This is a genomic window from Rhodomicrobium vannielii ATCC 17100 (genome assembly GCF_000166055.1).
In the GTDB taxonomy this organism is placed as follows: Bacteria; Pseudomonadota; Alphaproteobacteria; order Rhizobiales; family Rhodomicrobiaceae; genus Rhodomicrobium; species Rhodomicrobium vannielii.
Window position 1 is genome coordinate 2,076,365 of the sequence record NC_014664.1, and the last position, 18,154, is coordinate 2,094,518.

At 59.7% G+C, this 18,154-nt stretch carries 15 protein-coding genes, 1 tRNA gene and 1 pseudogene; 9 read left to right on the forward strand and 8 right to left on the reverse strand.

Annotated elements, in window-relative coordinates; genetic code table 11:
• Window positions 1-43: 43 nt before the first annotated feature.
• Window positions 44-844, forward strand: coding sequence for a WYL domain-containing protein (locus RVAN_RS09530; protein ID WP_013419524.1), 801 nt, complete (start codon window positions 44-46; stop codon window positions 842-844).
• Between the two features lie 503 nt (window positions 845-1,347).
• Here RVAN_RS09530 and RVAN_RS18970 read toward each other — a convergent pair.
• Window positions 1,348-2,220 carry a hypothetical protein gene (locus tag RVAN_RS18970; RefSeq protein ID WP_013419525.1) on the reverse strand — a complete coding sequence of 291 codons (873 nt, stop codon included), beginning with the start codon at window positions 2,218-2,220 and terminating at the stop codon, window positions 1,348-1,350.
• Between the two features lie 153 nt (window positions 2,221-2,373).
• Here RVAN_RS18970 and tnpA point away from each other — a divergent pair, with 153 nt between their 5' ends.
• The 3 genes from tnpA (at window position 2,374) to tnpC (ending at window position 4,805) form a co-directional block, all read left to right on the forward strand.
• Complete coding sequence (gene tnpA, locus RVAN_RS21005) at window positions 2,374-2,781, forward strand: IS66-like element accessory protein TnpA (RefSeq protein ID WP_041787200.1); 408 nt, start codon at window positions 2,374-2,376, stop codon at window positions 2,779-2,781.
• The gene (gene tnpB, locus RVAN_RS09545) at window positions 2,778-3,125 is read left to right on the forward strand and encodes an IS66 family insertion sequence element accessory protein TnpB (protein WP_013419097.1); all 348 of its coding nucleotides are present in this window, start codon (window positions 2,778-2,780) and stop codon (window positions 3,123-3,125) included. The genes tnpA and tnpB overlap by 4 nt, the downstream gene beginning before the upstream one ends.
• Window positions 3,126-3,221: 96 nt before the next feature.
• Window positions 3,222-4,805, forward strand: coding sequence for an IS66 family transposase (gene tnpC / locus RVAN_RS09550; RefSeq protein WP_013418084.1), 1,584 nt, complete (start codon window positions 3,222-3,224; stop codon window positions 4,803-4,805).
• 173 nt (window positions 4,806-4,978) lie between these two features.
• Here tnpC and RVAN_RS09555 read toward each other — a convergent pair whose 3' ends face one another.
• From RVAN_RS09555 to RVAN_RS09575, 5 genes are all read right to left on the reverse strand, one after another.
• Complete coding sequence (locus tag RVAN_RS09555; RefSeq protein WP_013419526.1) at window positions 4,979-5,302, reverse strand: hypothetical protein; 324 nt, start codon at window positions 5,300-5,302, stop codon at window positions 4,979-4,981.
• Entirely contained in the window at window positions 5,302-5,772 is a 471-nt protein-coding gene (locus RVAN_RS20185) for a hypothetical protein (RefSeq protein ID WP_155942413.1), read from the reverse strand. The genes RVAN_RS09555 and RVAN_RS20185 overlap by 1 nt, the downstream gene beginning before the upstream one ends.
• 75 nt (window positions 5,773-5,847) lie before the next feature.
• Complete coding sequence (locus RVAN_RS09565; RefSeq protein ID WP_013419528.1) at window positions 5,848-9,018, reverse strand: type I restriction endonuclease subunit R; 3,171 nt, start codon at window positions 9,016-9,018, stop codon at window positions 5,848-5,850.
• On the reverse strand, window positions 9,018-10,247 hold the full coding sequence (locus RVAN_RS09570; RefSeq protein WP_013419529.1) for a restriction endonuclease subunit S: 1,230 nt from the start codon (window positions 10,245-10,247) through the stop codon (window positions 9,018-9,020). Before RVAN_RS09570 ends, RVAN_RS09565 begins: the two co-directional genes overlap by 1 nt.
• The gene (locus RVAN_RS09575) at window positions 10,244-11,800 is read right to left on the reverse strand and encodes a type I restriction-modification system subunit M (RefSeq protein WP_013419530.1); all 1,557 of its coding nucleotides are present in this window, start codon (window positions 11,798-11,800) and stop codon (window positions 10,244-10,246) included. The genes RVAN_RS09570 and RVAN_RS09575 overlap by 4 nt, the downstream gene beginning before the upstream one ends.
• A gap of 1,130 nt (window positions 11,801-12,930) precedes the next feature.
• On the opposite strand from RVAN_RS09575, the pseudogene RVAN_RS09580 reads away from it, so the two are divergent.
• The 4 genes and pseudogenes from RVAN_RS09580 (at window position 12,931) to RVAN_RS09595 (ending at window position 16,058) form a co-directional block, all read left to right on the forward strand.
• A pseudogene (locus RVAN_RS09580) lies at window positions 12,931-14,003 on the forward strand (IS630 family transposase).
• Between the two features lie 249 nt (window positions 14,004-14,252).
• The gene (locus RVAN_RS20190) at window positions 14,253-14,702 is read left to right on the forward strand and encodes a hypothetical protein (RefSeq protein ID WP_155942414.1); all 450 of its coding nucleotides are present in this window, start codon (window positions 14,253-14,255) and stop codon (window positions 14,700-14,702) included.
• A gap of 70 nt (window positions 14,703-14,772) precedes the next feature.
• Window positions 14,773-15,240, forward strand: coding sequence for a helix-turn-helix domain-containing protein (locus RVAN_RS20490; protein ID WP_169309536.1), 468 nt, complete (start codon window positions 14,773-14,775; stop codon window positions 15,238-15,240).
• A 167-nt stretch (window positions 15,241-15,407) separates the two neighbouring features.
• Window positions 15,408-16,058 carry a tyrosine-type recombinase/integrase gene (locus tag RVAN_RS09595; RefSeq protein WP_049779324.1) on the forward strand — a complete coding sequence of 217 codons (651 nt, stop codon included), beginning with the start codon at window positions 15,408-15,410 and terminating at the stop codon, window positions 16,056-16,058.
• Between the two features lie 148 nt (window positions 16,059-16,206).
• Here RVAN_RS09595 and RVAN_RS09600 read toward each other — a convergent pair.
• Window positions 16,207-16,281, reverse strand: a tRNA-Glu gene (locus RVAN_RS09600).
• 273 nt (window positions 16,282-16,554) lie between these two features.
• Complete coding sequence (locus tag RVAN_RS09605; protein WP_013419533.1) at window positions 16,555-16,932, reverse strand: hypothetical protein; 378 nt, start codon at window positions 16,930-16,932, stop codon at window positions 16,555-16,557.
• Window positions 16,933-16,983: 51 nt separating this feature from the next.
• Between RVAN_RS09605 and RVAN_RS09610 the strand changes: the two genes are divergently transcribed.
• The gene (locus RVAN_RS09610; RefSeq protein ID WP_013419534.1) at window positions 16,984-18,060 is read left to right on the forward strand and encodes an RluA family pseudouridine synthase; all 1,077 of its coding nucleotides are present in this window, start codon (window positions 16,984-16,986) and stop codon (window positions 18,058-18,060) included.
• Window positions 18,061-18,154: the final 94 nt, after the last annotated feature.

An 18,154-nucleotide genomic window follows, 5' to 3' on the forward strand; every position in this document is an offset into this window, starting at 1 on the left:
TTTTAGATGGACTGCGGAATATGGTCAAGATAACTTGTCGCTCATGCACAGGAATGATCCAGCGCAGGCTTTCCGCCATGGGGCTTACGAACGGCTTCGGTTCATAGAGGACCGGCTGTTCTGGGAAGCGCGCATCAATCGCTCCGATCTCATCGAAGCCTTCGGCATTTCGCCAGCTCAGGCTGCCATCGATTTCCGCGAATACATGAAGCTTGCAGGCGAGGCGATCTCGTACGATACGCGCGCGAAAGCCTACACCGCCTCTTCGTCCTTCGTGCCCGTTCTCGAAACCGTCGATGCGCGGGCGCGACTGGATGAACTGGCGCAAAGCGGAGATCCGTTTACCGCGAAACTGCCGCACCTGAACCGGCCTTTGCCTGCCGATGCGGCGGCCCGCCTGAGACATGCAGCACAGAAGGGGCGGAAGGTTCTGATCGACTATCAGTCCATGACGCGTCCTGACGCTCACGAGCGCTGGATTGCGCCGTCGCGCCTTGTCAGTGACGGTGAGCGCTGGCACACGCGCGCCTGGTGCTATGAACGGCGGGAATGGCGGGACTTTGTGCTGGCGCGGATTCTGGCCCTAAAGGCCGATGAACCTGCCGGAGAGGTTCCCAGCGATGATGAGTGGAACACTCAAATCGCGATTATCCTGAAACCCGCGTCGTGGCTCTCGGACGCTCAGAAGGCCGCCGTTGCTTGCGAGTACGCCATGAGCGACGGGAGCCTTCGCATCGTCATTCCAAAAGCCTTGCGCCTCTACGCGATGCGGCGCTGGGGGCTGCACCAGAAGGATAGCAGGCTGGAACTCGCCGAGGAATGCGTCGTCGATGCATGCAGTTGAGGGGCGATCCAGGCGAATGCCAACTGCTGGCGACCTTGGTCTTACAGTGGCGTGCAGCTTCTATTTTCTCTTCTATCCCCGGCCGCGACGATCATCGCCATGGCGATGATGGATCACACCCCCACCCAATAAAAAGAAAACACAACGATTCAATGATTTGAAAGGTATTGGCGCCCCGTAGGACTTTAGCAAAAGCTAGTAAGAACAATAGCTTATGACTGGAACCGGAACCCAAAAGCGCAAGAACGTGCAAGGAAACTAAATAAGAGGTGAAACCGGGCGCGGCCGAAACCGCGCCTTCAACAGTCCCATCATCGTGAAATGTAGGGCAATACCCGAGGCAGAACGGTATTAACGTCTTCTTCCGCGCCAATCTCGAATGGAAAACCTGCACCAGCAAAAAATTTCGACACGATGCTTACACGAAGGCGAATAAATGCATTCTGTTGTATTTGCTAAACACTATTTCTTGCCATTTTAGACCCGACAAATTATGACATCCGTCAAAACTTTGCTGTTATATGCGCTAGCCATTCGGTTACAGCTTGCACCGCTTCAGAAATGGAAGGGAAATAAACTGCCGCCAAACCTCCAACTATCGCCGTTCCCGCAGCCTTTCCAAAAGCTTCGACGAAGTGATCCACAGCTTTATCAGCTTTGTTCCCTAACCAGTTTGACACCTTCTGTAAGCGCGAGGTTGCCTCGGCAACTTGAAGGGCGTTTGGTTCCTGCTTGGTAAGCTCGGCAGAGATAGTTTCCTGTGCTTCTCTTGCCTCATGAACAGCGGCTTCCTCGGACGCCTCTTCGTCAAACGGAGGTCTATTATGCCCTATGGCACCATGCGAGGGCGTTGACGCAGCCAAAGCTTGTTTAAGATGTACCAGTTTTTCGATAGCGGTTTGACGAAGCTGTAGCTCAGCGTCGTCACCGTATTTTGGCGTGATGCCAGATTTCAAATCGATAAGAATGTCATCCAATGACTTGCGTTTTAGCTTTTCATCAAGGATTTCTTCTTCCCATTCGTCAGCTGGCGGCTTTTTGTCAGAATGATCAAGCCCCGGAGCCCATTCCAGAATGCCATCTTCGTCCTCGATATTCTTGGCCGCTTCCTCGATACGTTCGAAACGTATTATGCTGCCAAATTCAGCTTCAAGCTCTTCAAGGGCATCGTAAGGTCCGCCCCACAAATATTGGTAGCCTCCCTCGCGGCTTTCATAAGGGGTTTCGTGAGCAGGATCTTCAAAGTTCCGCTCAAACCAATACCGCATATATGCATTTTGGCGCTCCCGACTGAGACGTTTCAGTTGCGAGGGCGTAATGCCCCTTCCGTTCAAATGATCGTCCATGTCGCTAAAATAGCGTGTTTTTGCGGGCATTGATTAATCGACCAAATTTTTTCGTAAAGCTAGTTGTTTATTCGAGGGAGGTATATATCTGTCGTAAGCCTCCGCTGAGGGCCGCCTTGCGGGGCGTGTAAGAGACAGGTCTTGTCTGTGACGCTTGTCGCGACAGGAGCTATGCCCGTGCCTATGTCTGGAGATACTTTTGCCCGCCGGTATTCCGTAGTTGCTGATACCCGGCGCCGCTGGAGCGAGGACGAGAAGCAGGCGATCATCGCCGAGGCTTTGCAGCCCGGCGTGAATGTGTCAGCGGTCGCCCGCAGGCATGGGATCAAGCCAAGCCTTCTGTTTCGTTGGCGGAAGCTGGCCAAGAACGACGAGAAGCCAGAGCCCGCACCGGCATTCCTGCCGGTCTCTCTGACGGCGCCAGGGAAGAGCCGCGACACGATCTACGATCACAGCGCCAGTGACGCGCCCGCCGCCGATAATCGCATCGAGATCGAGCTTTTGAACGGGCGGCGCGTGCGGGTTGGCCCCGGCGCCGACATGGGCGCGTTGAAGCGCATTCTCGATATTGCCGACGGGAGGAGACCATGATCCCGGTTCCGACCGGCGTGCGGGTGTGGCTGGCGACGGGTCACACCGATATGCGCAGGGGCTTCCCGTCGCTGTCCTTGCAGGTCCAGGAGGTTTTGCAGCGCGATCCTTTGAGCGGCCATCTGTTTTGCTTTCGCGGCCGCCGGGGCGATCTTCTGAAGGTGATCTGGCATGACGGCCAGGGCGCCTGCCTTTTTACGAAGCGTCTGGAGAAAGGCCGGTTCTTGTGGCCGAGCCCGGCTGACGGCGCGATCTCGATTTCGCCCGCGCAGCTTGGCTATCTGCTCTCCGGGATCGATTGGCGCAATCCGCAAAAAACCTGGAGACCGACTTCGGTTGGCTGACGGTTTGCCTTTGAAAACGTTGGCGAACCATGATTCTCTTGTCGGGTGACCACGCCGCTTGACGCTCTTCCTTCCGACCTTGCCGCCGCGCATGCGATGATCCTCGCCGAGCGCGCCGCCCGCCTTTCCGCCGAGGCCGTTGCGGCTCGCGCTCGCGCGGCGACATCCAGCACGGACGCGCTGATCGCTCATCTGAGGCTCGAGATCGAGAAGCTGCGGCGGGTGCTTTACGGTAGCCGCTCGGAGCACAAGGCGCGGCTCCTGGAGCAGATGGAGCTTCAGCTCGAAGAGCTGGAGACAGCCGCGGCCGAGGACGAGCTTCTCGCCGAGACAGCCACAGCCCGGACGCAAGGCACGCCATCCTCTACGCGCAAGCATCCATCGCGCAAGCCTTTCCCGGCGCATCTGCCGCGCGAGCGCGTGGTGCTCCCGGCGCCGACATGTTGTCCGTCTTGCGGCTCGACGAAGCTGTCGAAGCTCGGCGAGGACGTCACCGAGACGCTCGAGGTTGTTCCGCGCCGCTGGAAAGTCATCCAAACGGTGCGCGAGAAGTTCTCCTGCCGGTGCTGCGAGGCGATCGCGCAACCGCCGGCGCCCTTTCATGCAACGCCGCGCGGTTTTGCCGGGCCGGGCCTTTTGGCCATGATCTTGTTCGAGAAGTTCGGCCAGCACCAGCCTCTCAACCGGCAAAGCGAGCGGTATGCGCGCGAAGGCGTCGAACTTTCCGTCTCGACGCTGGCCGATCAGGTTGGGTCCTGCATGGCGGCGCTGCAACCGCTCCAGGCGCTGATCGAGGCCCATGTTCTTTCGGCCGAACGGTTGTTTGGCGACGACACGACGGTGCCGATCCTGGCGAAAGGCAAGACAGTCACCGGCCGCATCTGGACCTATGTCAGAGACGATCGCCCTTTTGGCGGGACCGCGCCGCCGGCCGCGCTTTACTACGCTTCGCGAGACCGAAGGCAGGAGCATCCCGAGAGCCATCTTCGAGACTTCGCCGGCATTTTGCAGGCCGACGCCTATAGCGGCTATAACGGGCTTTACGATCCGGCGCGCGAAAAAGGCGCCATCGTCTCGGCGCTGTGCTGGGCGCACGCCAGGCGCCAGTTCTTCGAACTGGCTGACATCGCCGCCAACGCGAAGCGCGGCAAACAGGCGCCGGCCATCTCCCCGATTGCGCTGGAAGCGGTCAAGCGCATCGACGCGCTGTTCGACATCGAGCGCTCCATCAACGGCCTTCCCGCCAGCGAGCGCCTGCGCGTGCGCCAGAAGCAAAGCGCGCCGCTTCTGGCCGATCTGAAAACCTCGCTTGGCGAGGAGCGCTCGCGATTGTCGCGCTCGGCTTCCGTCGCCAGGCCCATCGATTATCTGCTCAAGCGCTGGGATCGGTTCGCCGCTTTCCTTGGCGACGGCCGCATCTGCCTGAGCAACAACTCGGCCGAACGAGCGCTGAGAGGTTTTGCGCTCGGAAGAAAGTCGTGGCTCTTCGCCGGTTCAGATCGCGGCGCCGACCGGGCCGCCTTTATGATGACGATGATCATGACGGCCAAACTCAACGGCATCGATCCGATGGCTTGGCTGGCCGATGTGCTCGCCCGCATCGCAGGCCAGCCGCAAAGCCGACTCCATGAGCTGCTGCCCTGGGAATGGAAGCAGCCCGGCTTGCAACTGGCGGCGTAGTCATCAACCGCAAGCGCTCACGCTGCGGCCCTCACCGGATGCTTACTATCTGTCGCGACATTATATTCAAGCTCAAGCCATCAACTTTTGCTCATAGCGATGCGAAAATCGGTAACAGACGAAGCTTGCAGAAAAGGGGAAAGGGGCACGGTCTCGGCCGCGCCCCCTCGGTGTCAACGGTTGCGCTGAAGGGCGACAGCCGGGCGCTTCGGCAGCGTTTGAACCTGTGCTTGCAGGCCCGAGAAGTCGGCCCGGTCGACCAAGCGTGGTGAACGTACCACCCGAGAATGACGGCAGCGCCCGCCCCAAGCCAGCAACGCCCCTCGAAGCTTTTTGCTCAAGTCGACAATGATTGACACGAAGCCCTTGAGCAGAGCTAGCAGCGCGTTCGCCGCCGGTCCGAGGAAATTCGAGAGCCCGGCGGAAAGCAGGGTTGCGACATTGCCGAGGCCCCAAGCCGTCAACCGGCCGAGAAACCACGTCAGGACTGTGCCCATTATGCAGCCTCCTTTACGGAAGGTTTCGGCCCTTGATAGGTGCCGTCTTGGTAGTCGGCCGCGCGCCGCTCCTGCGCCCAAGTCGAGAAGCCGGAAACAGCCTCGCCGACGCCTTGAACCTTCCCTAGCGTTTCGGGCAGGTTGTCGGCCGCCCCGATTGGAATGCCGAATAGCATCGCAACCAACGCGATCAGGTTGCGGCCGGCGCGCAGAATGCGGGAAAAGAAGTCGCCCTCCTTTTCGAGCTTTTCGCTGGAATGGCCGCCACGGCTCCGCAGTGGCCTCACCGAAGTTGCCGTCAACATTTTACCGGGCTTGTAGCTAAGCGCCCGCAGACGGGCTTGCAGGGCGAATAGCGCCGTCTCGCGAGGTGTCTTCTTGGATTTGCTAAAGTCCCGTGAGCGGGAGACCAACTGCAACCTCACCAAATGCTTCGACAACGGCAACCCAGTGAAGCTCGCAACAAACAATGGTTGCACTCGCAACAGGAAACCAAACTGAAACAGGGCGCGGCCGAAACCGCGCCCTGTTTGTTTTTGGCGAAGCTACAGCCGAACGTCGCCGGATTGGTTTCCGTTCCTATGATAGACGTATTGCCAGACAGCCTCGACTTTTTCCTCCCATAACGTCTCCGGGTAGGGCTCTTGCGGTAAATCATCTAGTGTAAAGCGAATTTCGGAATGGACGGCCGCCCTCGTCTGCTGGTTTTGTCGCCAGAACTCAACCCGAAGCCCCTTCAGCTTTGCGAACAACTCCCGCGCCACTTTCTTAACCTCGTCTTCCTGAGCCTTCGTAAGCTTTGGCTCCGGGCGGGTCAGGAGGTCGAAAATTGCTAGTTCGTCTTCGGTCAGGCCCTCGGCAACGGCGCGGCGCTCTTCCTCCTCCATTCGCGCGATCAGCTTCTTTAGCGCGTCGAAGAAGGCTTCGACGTCGAGCGTCCCGAGGTTATAGGCGTCGACGAGCTTTTCGAGCTTCTCCACGAAATGGACGCGAGACGGATTTTGAGCTGCCATCTCCGCAGCCTTCTTTTCGACAGATGACCGGAGTTTCTCCGCCGTCGTCTTGGGCTTCTGATTGAACAGCCAGCCGAGCTTATTGAAGTCGATATCGGAAAGGTCAATGCGACCGCCGCATTCGTCGCCCTCGATGATCGGGGCGCTGATGGCGATACCTTCGATCCGTTCGTCCAGGAGCGCTTCGATCCTTGCGGCGACCGCCGAGAGGTCCACGGGACCAAGCTTGGCCCGCAAAGCCTCAGCAAGCACATGCAGCGTCGCAACCTGTTTGAAGTACGCCGACGCCTTGTCGTCGGGGAGCAAAGCCTTGTAGGAGCGAACCGCGCCTCCTGCGCGACGCATGAACTCCCGGCGCCGCTCGTCCGGGGCGATAAGGGTTTCCACGGCGTCACCTATCAGCTTCAGGCGGGAAAGCTTGTTTGCGGCTGGGATGGCGTCTAGGTCCACGCCTATCTCATCGCAGAAGCACCGTGCCGACGCGAGCGCTGCCACCAGCTCCTCGACAAGCCCGTCCTTGTTCTTGATCGGGCTGTCACCGCCCTGAGAGGCGGCATAGATCGCGAGCGCCTTTTTCAGGTTCTGGAAGACGCCAACGTAATCCACGACCACGCCAGCGGCCTTTCCCGGCGCGCGTCGGTTCGCCCGCGCTATGGTCTGCATAAGCGTGTGGTTCTTCATCGGCTTATCGAGGTAAATCGTGCTGCATGTCGGCACGTCGAAGCCGGTGATCCACATCGCGCAAACAAAGACAAGGCGGAGCGGATCGTCCGGGTTCTTGAAGCGCGTTTCGAGGTCTTCCTCCTGCATCCGCTTCCGATGGGGAACGATGTCGAGGCCCTTGGCCTTCAGGTCGGCGATCTCATTCTGCCCTTGGCTGACAACGACCGCCATATCGAGGCTCTTCATCCAGTCGAGGCGGGCAGCCAAGGCGGCCTTGGCCTCGTCCGGAGTGGCCGCGAGGCGCTGCTCCTTTTCCGCAATCAGCGCTGCCCACTGGACCCGAACCTTGTCGTACATGCGGACAGCGGTGGCCTTGTCGATGGCCACGAACATTGCTTTCCCGAGGTAGCCTCGCGCTGAGAGATGACGGACAAGGTCGGCCGCGATCTCGTCGAGCCGGTCGTCGCGCGTAATCAGGTGATACTGGCGCCCGAACTCGCGGTGAAGCTTCTTTTCCTGCTCCTCGTTCAGAGACACTTCGTCGAGAAGGGCTGTCAGATCGTCCCGCAGTGCGTCCGAAGCGATCTGCAACTCCGGTTTCCGGTTTTCGTAATAGAGGGGGACCGTCGCACCGTCGGCTGCCGACTGCGCGAAGTTGTAGACGGAAACATATTCGCCGAAGACATCGCGGGTTCGCTCTTCTTCGCCAGCGATCAGCGGCGTTCCCGTGAAGCCGATGAAAGCAGCGTTCGGCAATGCGCGGCGCATGTTCGTCGCGAGCTGATCGTATTGGCTGCGGTGTGCCTCGTCCGTGATGACGATGATGTCCTTCCGTTCGGAAAGCACCGGCATCTGCTCGAAGCTCTCAGTCGAAAACTTATGAATGAGCGTGAAGACGTAGCGTTCTTGCCCCGCGAGAAGCTCTCGCAGGTGCACCCGGCTTTGCGCCTGCGCGTCTCTTATCTGCTTCGTCAGCGCCCCCGTGGCGGCGAACGTCTGCGCGATTTGGTCGTCAAGCTCCTGCCTGTCGGTGACGACGACGAACGTCCAGTTGCCGCCGAGGCGCCGCAAGACCTTCTCGGCGAACATCACCATTGAGAAGCTTTTGCCGCTGCCCTGCGTGTGCCAGAAGACGCCGAGGCGCCCCTGATTGTCGGCGATCTTCTTCACCGCCTCGATAGCGCGATTGACGCCGAGCACCTGATGGTATTTCGCCGTCAGCTTCCGCAGCCCTTCGCGCCCTTCCTCGAAAAGCACGAAGTTTTCCAAGAGGTCGAGGAAGCGCCCCGGCGCGCATGTTGCGCGCAGCATGGTTTCGAGGTCCGGCCGGTCCGGGCCGTCTTCTTCTAACTTCTTCCATGGCGCGAAACCCTCGAACGCCGCGTGGGACGGCCCCATGAGCGTTTCGATCCCGTTGGATAGCAGCGTGAAACCGTTCGCGTCGAAGAGCCTCGGGATCGTATCCCGGTAGTCGCGCAGGTTGGCGTCGTAGGCTTCCTGCACAGGCGCCGTGGGCGCCTTCCATTCACACAGGAGGACGGGAATGCCGTTGACGTATCCAACGGCATCCGGGCGCCTCGTGTAGCTCTCGCTTGCGATCCAGATTTGCGAGGCAAGGCAGAAGTCGTTGGCGTCGACATTCACCCAGTCGATGAGTTGGACGCGCTCAGGCTTCAGCGAGCCGTCCTCCTGTGCCACCTGTACGGCCACGCCGTCCCGCAGAAGCCGATAAACCTCGCGGTTGGCTGCCACCGCCGACATGGCGGAACGGTCGGCCGTCAGTTCGTCTTCGGCCTGCGCAAGCGCCTTTGGCGGCAACGCGGGATTAAGCCGCTGGAGCGCAGCCCGCAGCCGCGCTGGCAGATAGACAGTCCGAGGCGATAGACGGCCTGTCGGGCTTGTTGGCCCCAACACCTCCTTGAAGAGGTTTTGAACCTCCCAGCCTAGACCCTCGAAAAGCTCAAGGGCGCTTCCCTCGACAAGCTCACCCTCGCTCGCAAGCGCGCCTGAAAGTGAGCTTGAGAGGTCGGCGGGAGACATCAGGCGGCGCGCTCCAATTCGCGTTCGGCTGCGGTGACCGAAAGTTCACCAGAGATCAGGCGTGGGAGAAGGAGGTCGCGGGAAGCAACTAGCCGCCGATTGGCGGCCTGCAGCGTCGCGGCCAACTGCACACCGTTCAGCACATAGTCACTGAACTTCTCGCGCAGCTCAAGAGGCGGCAAGGGAACGGGGTATTTCACCAGAACAGGCCAATTGGCCCTCGGCATCTTGGTTCCATTCGAGGTCTGCACGGCGTGTGCAACGAAAGCATCACTTGATGCGACTGAAAGCACAATGGCAGTGAGGTCATCTGAACGCGCTCGTATTACAATAGCGTCCGACGAGCTAATTCCATCACAGGGCGCCCATACTACCTTATGGAAATACGGCCTTATTTTTCCGAAGAGGATGTCTCCGGGTCGAAATTTGAGTTTGGTGCTAGTCACTTCATCGACGTTTCCCCATTCACCCAAGGTCGTGGACCTTCGAGGCAGATGCTCAAGCCCAACGTACGGGGTATCGGGACTTACATCCGACGGCAGCACGGCATCACGCACTTCAGACGCAAGCTCGCCTAAGGTGCTCCAAATCCAACCTGACGGCAGGCGCCCACGAGGGATATCGGCCTGATATCCAGGGAAGCGGAAGTGGACGAACCACTCCTCGAACAGCCGCCGCGCCATCTCCTCCAGCACCGCGATGCGTCGCCGGTTCACCTCGATCAGGTCGTCATACGCGCGTAGAATTGAACCAATCCGACGTTGCACGGTAATAGGTGGGCACGGGATCAAAACTCCTTCTATCTGACTACTGCTCATATTCGGCTGAGCGGCACCGTCTGCTAATCTAAAAAAAATACGTTCGTAGTCCTTGCTTCCAACTAATGCCCAGAAGAATGCAGCATCAACGTCATTTGGTCTTAGTCTTGCAACTCGTTGATTAAGAAGAATTGAACGTGAAGTCCTTACCCTCCCAGCTTTTCCTGCGGTCGCTCCCGTCATAGCAATAATTATATCGCCATCTCTCAGCTCGAAACGCCCGAGTTTCCTAGAAAAGAGTGTTGGAGGTATGCAGTCGACATCGTTTAGGTCTACGGTCCCATCGCCAGCTATATTCTTAATTTTTACAACGGGAATGCCCGCATGGGACCAATCCTGACTTTTAAAAGCATAGCCAGGCGTCACTTCACAGACTTCACCCAGGCGAACGAATGGCCAGCCGCTCTTCATACGTTCATTAGCTCCAAAGTTCGTTTATTAATAATAGCTTGAAGCCTTTCAGCCTCCGCGTTCAGCTTTTCAAGTTCATCCCGCAACGTGTGCCATTTCTCTCGAAATTCGTGGTCGTCCTGCTTCTGACCGGGCGCGAGGCCGACGTAGCGTCCGGGGCTCAGGCTCCAGCCTTCGGCTTCGATTTCCTTGCGCGTTGCGACGCGGCACAGTCCCGGCACGTCGCGGTACTGAGTTTGTGGGAAGGCCTCCTTGATCAGCGCCGCGCTTGGCCCGACTTGAATGTCCTTCCCGCGCCAAAGGCGGACGATATTTCCGAGAAAATCAATGTGCTCGGGATCGAAGACGCGGTGTGCCCGCGTCTCTTGCCGGAACAGATGCCGGGCGTCGATGAACAGCACCTCGTCCGCGCGTTTGCCGGTGGCCTTCCCCTTGTCGAGGAACCATAGCGTTACCGGCAAGGTGACGGTGTAAAACATGTTTGGGCCGACGGCGACGATGCAGTCGACGGCGCCGCTGTCGATCAACTTCCTGCGGATTTCCCGCTCGCTGCCGCCCGCGTCGCTTGCGCTGTTGGCCATGACGAAACCGGCGCGGCCTGTGGCGTTCAGAGCTGCGAAGAACTGATTGATCCAGAGGTAGTTCGCATTGTTGACCGAGGGCAGCCCGAGCGGGAAGCGGGCGTCCACCTTCCCGGCGTCGTTGACGAGGCGCTTCTGATCGACCTCCGGCTGGTTGAATGGCGGATTGGCCATGACGAAGTCGAACTTGCCGATGAGCTTGTGCGGGTCGTCGTAATACGAGTTCGCCTCGCGGATGTCGCCCGAAAGCCCGTGAACCGCCAGGTTCATGCGGCACAGACGGAGCGTGTCCGACATCTTCTCGACGCCGAAAACCGCGATTTCGCTCGCGGGTGCCTTGTGATGGCGGCGGACGAACTCCGCCGAATGGACGAACATGCCGCCGGAGCCGCAGGCCGGGTCGAGGATCGCGCCGTGAAACGGCTCGATCACTTCGACGATGAGCTTCACGATGGATGCGGGCGTGAAATACTCGCCGCCTTTTTGCATGAAGGACGAGGCGAACTCGCCCATGAAATACTCGAAGATGAGGCCGTATGCGTCGCCCTCGATCTTCAGAGGCGCGAGGAGGCGCAGGATTTCGCGCAGCGTGTCGTTGGGAATGTTGCCGTATCCACGGGGAAGCGCGCTCGCCAAGTCCGGGTTGGCGTCCGCGATGCCCTTCATCGCTTCGTTCAGTTCCGCGCCCAGGTCGGCCGTTCCCGGCAACGCGAGGAGGCGCGAGAAACGCGCCTCGGGTGGCAGGAAAACGGCGCCGCGCGCTTGGTAGTCGGCGGGCTTCGGCTTCAGGCGGCCGGTGAATTTCGGCGCCAGTTGCGCGTGGACCGTCTCGAATTTGGCCTCCATCTGCCGCAAGGCGATAAGAGCGAGGACCGGCTGCGCATACTGGTCCGGCCGGAGCGCGCTGTTCGTCCAAAGTTTGTCGGCGGCGGCAAAAAGGGTCTTCGAGAGTTCGTTCAGGTCGGTGGCCATGCGTTCCGTGCGTTCGGGGCGCCCGCTTGGGCGATGGTTTCCAAATTGCTTATGAAGCCGTCCTAAAGCGGTGCCGTCAATGTGGCATCGCCGTTTCGGTGGCCGGTTCGCCGCGAGGCGGTGCAACGGCGTCACAAACGATAATGGCGCGCGCTGCTAGCGCGAGACTTTCGGCGAGCGCGACAGGCGGCTCGCGCATGCGATGCCGCGCGGCTCTGTGCGAATTTCGGGGGCCTCTCTTTAGCTTCCTTCGACGACGCAAGCAGGAAGTTTCTGACTGAACACGGAAGGAGAGAGACAACGAAGCGCCTAGTTGACTGGCGATTGCCTCGACAGGGAGGGAAAAAGATGCAGCAAGGAGGGGTAAGAGAATAAGAGCTGTTTATAGGCGCGCCAAAAAGCGCGCGCCAGATGGTGACGGCAGAAGCAGGGTAGCAGCAAATGATGAGTTGGAGGCGGCAGTTGAAACAGGTCCGCAGGGTAAACTTCTCACCAAAGCCAACACAACGGTATCACTAGCCGCAGCGCTTATAATCGGAGAGGCCTACGATTAGGGGCGCATTCTGGCGCCCCTATCAACGACGCTAGTTCAACTCGCGCGTAGGTACGTTGGCAAATTTGCATGTGTCAAGAACAAATTAAGAACTTTAATAAAAACAAAAACTTAAGGTAGCAAAAAAGGTCCTATTGTCTGTGTACGGACTTCGATTTTTGAGTTGTAATTTTGCAACACCGGAAAATCCGCTGTCGATTTCGCTGCTCAGGTGGATGGCGTGAAACGGGCTTCTAGCAGCCGGTGTGGTGTAGCGAAATGCGAATTTCAGCCCCGCAAAAACACGTCTTTTGCGGGGGCCGCGCGCCCGCATTGGCTTGGCATACCACAAAGAACCTAAACATACCCCCGGGGGGAGGGGAGCCAGCGCTAACGCTAGCGGCCACAGGAAGCCGCAGGGAGCCGTTTGTTTCGGCCGCATACGTTATAGCGCTTTTTCGTCTTCCGCGTATGTGTCGCAGCCAGTGCCCGTCAGGTTAGTTAATCAGCGCCAAGGTTTGCTATGAAGTGAGGACAGCTAGTGCACTGACGCAAACATAGGATTCACAAAGCAGACGAAGCAAGGCATGCTTCAGGCATGGCTCAAACCGTCTGCATCCTTCTCTCGTCCGAAGACCGCTCACGTTTGGCGGCGGTCATCGGGGACCGCAACAGCCCGCAGAAGCACGCGCAGCGGGCAAAGATCGTGCTTCATTCTGCTGAGCGCCGTTCCGTTTTCGACGTCGCCCGCTTAAGCGGCGTCAGCCGGCCAGCCGTATGGCGTTGGCAGCGGCGCTACGCCGAAAAAGGGGTGGACGGGCTGTTGCGCGACCAGACCCGCAAGCCAGGCAAGCCGCCTTTGTCAGCGAAGAGCGTCGCGAAAGTGCTGGCGCTGCCGTGTTCCGAGCCCCCCGGAAACGCCACGCATTGGACCGGACGCGCTGTCGCCAAGGCGGCGGGCGTCAGCTTGCGCACGGTGCAGCGCATCTGGGGAGCCCACCGCCTTCAGCCGCACCGCTTGCGCACGTTCAAGAAGTCGAACGATCCCGCCTTCGCCGAAAAGGTCGAGGATGTGGTGGGCCTCTACATGAGCCCGCCCTGCCATGCCGTGGTCCTGTCCATCGACGAGAAGAGCCAGATCCAGGCGCTCGACCGCACTCAACCGGGCCTGCCGTTGAAGCCCGGCAAATGCGCGACCATGACCCACGATTACAAGCGCAACGGAACCACCACGCTGTTCGCCGCACTCAACGTGCTGGATGGAACCGTGCTCGGCCGCTGCATGAAGCGCCACCGCCATCAGGAGTTCATCAAATTCCTCAACGCCGTGGAGCGCAAGGTCCCAGCCGGCAAGATCATCCACGTCATTCTGGACAACTACGGAACCCACAAGCATCCCAAGGTGGACGCCTGGCTGGCGGATCATCCGAGGTGGGTTTTTCACTTCACGCCGACCTCGGCGTCCTGGCTGAACGCGGTCGAAAACTTCTTCTCCGCCATTACCCGGCGGCGCATCCGTCGTGGCGTCTTCAAATCCGTCGCCGACCTCGAAGACGCCATCAAGCGCTACATCGCCGATCACAACCGGAACGCAAAACCCTTCGTCTGGACCAAAACCGCCGATGAAATCTTCGACAAGCTCAACCGCCTCAATCTGCACCTTCTGAATGAGTCAGTGCACTAGTTGAGAGGCGGCGACAGCCGAAGCGCCTATCTGCGGGCCAATCGGGCGCTCACCGGAAGCTTCCACGGGTGCCGTATCTCATCGGCAGAAGTACTCGCGCAGCCCGCGCCAGATCGTCGACTAACAAATATCAGTTATGCTGTATGACACATGCCTATGGGTAAGGCGAAAACACCGCTGGCTTCCACGTCGGGTCGGCGTATTCTTCGGCCAAGACGCCGACGAATGAGGAAGAAATGCTGCGCTCTGTATCCGGCATATCGGTGGCAACGCTTATTTCCCCAAAAGCCGTCGCCGTACCGAAGTTCGACATCGGTCGATTTTGCCACGAGTGGCGGCAACTCATGCCGAGGCAGACGAGCAACTTGCTCGGCAAAATTGAAGCAGGTACTCCCCAGAAAACGCGAAGTTCTAGTGCGAGCGCCTGGCAGCGAGAGTTTGCTGAACTACATGGTTTGTTTGTCAGAGCATTGAGAGGACAAATGATGATGCACCGGCTCAGCAATAAGACCGATCACGATACTAACAAGGTCGACAACTGGCGTCGAATTTTCCCGGAGCCCTGCGAAGGTGGCATCAGGATCAAACTGCCGGTGGAAGGCGAAGACAGCATCGGCAATGAGCGTCGAGAAGAGGCTGAACGGGCATCCGGTTCACATCGAAGAAAGAAAGCCGGTGAACGGTGAGTGACGGGGAAGTGCTTCATGAGGCGAAGTCGGCGGAGGCGCGAAGTTCAAGCCGGCGCCCATTCCGGCGATGACAAAAGTAGCGGGAAAAGCTGGGAGGGAGTTGCAAAGCGCCGTGGCCCGCAGTAAGACTGCGGCAGTCTCAGAGTGCCACGTTTTTAGTTTACTCACGCCGCCCATGCGCGGCCCGGCACCTGCCTTGAATACATTCCCCCCGGCATACCTGCGCCCCGCTGCGGCGGCCGAACATATCGGCGTGTCGCTGCGCCAACTCCAAATCTGGATCGATGAAGGAAAAATCCGCCCGCCGTATTCGGCCGGGCGCATGAAGGTTTTCGAGCGCTCGCGGCTCGAAACTGACATGGCCGCGCTCGTCGGCCATGTCGTGGAAAGTGAAACGGAAAAAGGATTTAGCATATGGGAAAGCCTGCACAGCAAAGCTTCAAATACGTCCGGCGAAAGAAAGGCCGGAACGGGAAAGAACACCTCTACTATGAAGAGCCGGGCAAAGAGCGGGTCGCGCTGCGCGGTCCAATAGGTAGCCCCGCGTTCCTCGCCGACTACAACGCGGCCACGGAGGCAGAGGAACTGCCCAAGCGACCGCGTGCGGCCGCTTACAGCCTAACCGCTCTCGTAGCCGCATACCAAGGCAGCCAGCGTTTTCGCGCGCTCGCGCCGTCCACGCAGGCAGTCCGTCGCCGCATCATGTCGCGCTTGGCCGCCGTATATGGCGATGGCGACATCCGCAGCATGAAGCGCGGCGACATAGTTCGCATGACCGAAAAGCTCGCCAGCGGCCCGGAAGGCGCGCGAAGCCTTCTCAAGCTGACCCAACAATTAGTAAAGCTTGCGATTGATCTCGGCTGGCGCGACGACAACCCGGTGCGGGACATTTCCCGGCCGCGCATCAAGACGGACGGACGGCACTGCTGGACGGAGGCCGAGATTGCCGCATACCGCAAGCGGTGGGACGTCGGAACGCGGCAGCGGCTGGCGTTAGAGCTTCTTCTGCAAACGGGGCAGCGGAAGGGAGACGTGGTTCGCCTGTCCCGCGAGCATGTAAAAGGCGGGCGGCTGAAACTGACGCAGGAAAAGACGCACGTTTGCGTCGACGCGGCGATCAAGCCGGAACTGCTCAAGATCATCGCGGCAACCGTTACGGGCGTGCAGACCTTGCTCGTCTCAACGAAGGGCACGCCCTATGGCACGAAAGCGTTCTGCGGCGTCTTCCGGGCTTGGTGCGACGAGGCCGGGCTGCCGCCCGAATGCTCGGCGCACGGGTTGCGCAAAGCGTTCGCGCGGCGCATGGCCGAAGCGGGCGCAACGGCGCACGAAATTATGGCTGCTGGACCTTGAACGAGGTCGAGCGTTATTGCAGGGCTGCGAACCGGGCGCAGCTTGCGGACAGCGGAACAGCGAAGGTGGCCCGCATGTGAAACCGCTTCCAAAATGGTTTCAGTTTTTAGCTGTAACGTTTTGTTTTTATTGCAGAATTTTTGCTAATTGGCGCCCCGTAGGAGAATCGAACTCCTGTTTCAGCCGTGAGAGGGCCGCGTCCTGACCGCTAGACGAACGGGGCGAGCGAAGCCACACATTAGAATGCGCCGCGCCATCGATCAAGCGCAAAACCGACGACACGCACCGAAACTTGAGCCGACCCGAAGTGCCGAGCTTTGCGCAGGCGGCCGAGGGGCGTATGACGTAACGTCAAGCGCGGAGGCGGACGTAAAGACTGCCTTTCAGTTGGCTTTTTGGAGGCCGGTACTCATCGCTTTCGGCCCCTGCCGCCCTAAGGACTCGGGGAGGCCGAAAGCGCGCCGACCCACCGCTGTCGCCCTTTGGCCGCTGCCCCCTACCGGCGCGGGACTTGAAACCGGCCGCGCTCCTGCCCACTTAGGGGGTCCAGTACGATAATCGTGTCGCTACCCTCCCCCTTATAGTGCAGAATGATCGATCCGTTGTCCGCGGATACGCTCCTGAGTTCGCCCTGCCCCAAGGCAAGCGTTTGCGCGTAAGGCGTGGTCGCGGGCCCTGTGGCCGGGCTTGACAGAGCGGGCCTCGTCGCGGATGCCGGGCCAGAACTGAGTTTCGCCGCCTGCCGCGCCACTCCATAAAGGAGCGCGATGATGCCGGCGATGAGCAATGTCGTCATGATCGTGACGGCAATCTTGAGCATTCGGACGCGTTCGGGCGTCCAGGGGCCGGGGACCGGGCTTTGCGCGTTTGTCATGGTGATGATCCAGTCCGGTGACGGCTTTCAAGAGGGGCAGGCAGAGGGTCAATGACGAGCGACGAATTTTCTCCCGCCCGCTATGAAGCTTCAGAAGACGACGCGGGCGTGCGCCTCGATCGCTTTCTCGCGAGCCGGATAGAGACACAAAGCCGGGTTCGCCTGCAAGAGCTTATTCGCGCTGGGCACGTGGTGCGCCTGGCGGCGGGGCGCGATGCCGAGACCTCGACAGATCCGAGCGCGAAGGTGCGTCTCGGCGATACGTTCGAAGTCACGACGCCGCCCGCCGAGAATTACGCCGTCGAGGGCGAGGCCATCGAACTCAACGTCGTTTACGAGGATGCCAGCCTGATCGTGATCGACAAACCGGCGGGCCTCGTCGTGCATCCCGGCGCGGGAAATCCGAATGGGACGCTCGTCAACGCGCTGATCGCACATTGCGGCGACAGCCTTTCCGGCATCGGCGGGGTTACGCGGCCGGGCATCGTGCATCGGCTCGACAAGAACACCAGCGGGCTGATGGTCGTCGCGAAGACGGACAAGGCGCATCGCAGTCTGTCGGCGCAGTTCGCCGATCACGGCCGGACGGGCGCGTTGCGCCGCGAATATCTGGCGCTGGTGTGGGGAGAGCCACAGCCCACATCCGGGCGGATCGAGGCGCGGATCGCGCGGCATGCGGGATCGCGGATCAAGATGGCGGTGGTGCGCAATGGCGGGCGCGAGGCTGCCACGATTTACGCAACCGAGCGCGTCTTCCGGCTTGGAAATGTAGAAAGCCAGAGCGCGGCAATGGGGAAGTGGAACAAAACGGCCACGCTGAGTGTCCTTAGATGCAAACTGGAAACGGGCCGCACTCATCAGGTGCGGGTGCATCTCGCGCATATCGGCGTCCCCCTGGTAGGAGATTCCGTTTATGGCGCAGGCTTTAGAACAAAAGCGCTCGCCCTCCCGGACGAAGCAGCAAGGAATTTTGCGTGTGCGGAGAGACAGGCGCTTCACGCCGCGGGCTTAAGGTTCGAACATCCTTCGTCACGGAAGGTTCTATCTTTCGAGAGCCCGTTGCCTGAAGACATCGCGCAATTGTGTAACGCTCTTGAAAGGTTCGATGCAAAACTGTCCAAGAATTAAGATGCAGACGCATAGCGGGAAGCGTAATGTGGGTTCAATCGTTCCGGAAACGCGAACGAGTTCTCCAACGGCAGCGGGTCATCCGATGCGGAGG

Bases quoted from the DNA above. Each gene is read 5' to 3' on its own strand.
- RVAN_RS09575 (WP_013419530.1), bottom strand. From the start codon at position 11,800: ATGGCCACCGACCTGAACGAACTCTCGAAGACCCTTTTTGCCGCCGCC.
- RVAN_RS09605 (WP_013419533.1), bottom strand. From the start codon at position 16,932: ATGACAAACGCGCAAAGCCCGGTCCCCGGCCCCTGGACGCCCGAACGC.
- RVAN_RS09610 (WP_013419534.1), top strand. From the start codon at position 16,984: ATGACGAGCGACGAATTTTCTCCCGCCCGCTATGAAGCTTCAGAAGAC.
- RVAN_RS09555 (WP_013419526.1), bottom strand. From the start codon at position 5,302: ATGGGCACAGTCCTGACGTGGTTTCTCGGCCGGTTGACGGCTTGGGGC.
- tnpB (WP_013419097.1), top strand. From the start codon at position 2,778: ATGATCCCGGTTCCGACCGGCGTGCGGGTGTGGCTGGCGACGGGTCAC.
- RVAN_RS20190 (WP_155942414.1), top strand. From the start codon at position 14,253: ATGCTGCGCTCTGTATCCGGCATATCGGTGGCAACGCTTATTTCCCCA.
- RVAN_RS09565 (WP_013419528.1), bottom strand. From the start codon at position 9,018: ATGTCTCCCGCCGACCTCTCAAGCTCACTTTCAGGCGCGCTTGCGAGC.
- RVAN_RS20490 (WP_169309536.1), top strand. From the start codon at position 14,773: ATGACAAAAGTAGCGGGAAAAGCTGGGAGGGAGTTGCAAAGCGCCGTG.
- tnpA (WP_041787200.1), top strand. From the start codon at position 2,374: ATGTCTGGAGATACTTTTGCCCGCCGGTATTCCGTAGTTGCTGATACC.
- RVAN_RS09595 (WP_049779324.1), top strand. From the start codon at position 15,408: ATGTCGCGCTTGGCCGCCGTATATGGCGATGGCGACATCCGCAGCATG.
- RVAN_RS18970 (WP_013419525.1), bottom strand. From the start codon at position 2,220: ATGCCCGCAAAAACACGCTATTTTAGCGACATGGACGATCATTTGAAC.
- tnpC (WP_013418084.1), top strand. From the start codon at position 3,222: ATGATCCTCGCCGAGCGCGCCGCCCGCCTTTCCGCCGAGGCCGTTGCG.
- RVAN_RS09570 (WP_013419529.1), bottom strand. From the start codon at position 10,247: ATGAAGAGCGGCTGGCCATTCGTTCGCCTGGGTGAAGTCTGTGAAGTG.
- RVAN_RS09530 (WP_013419524.1), top strand. From the start codon at position 44: ATGCACAGGAATGATCCAGCGCAGGCTTTCCGCCATGGGGCTTACGAA.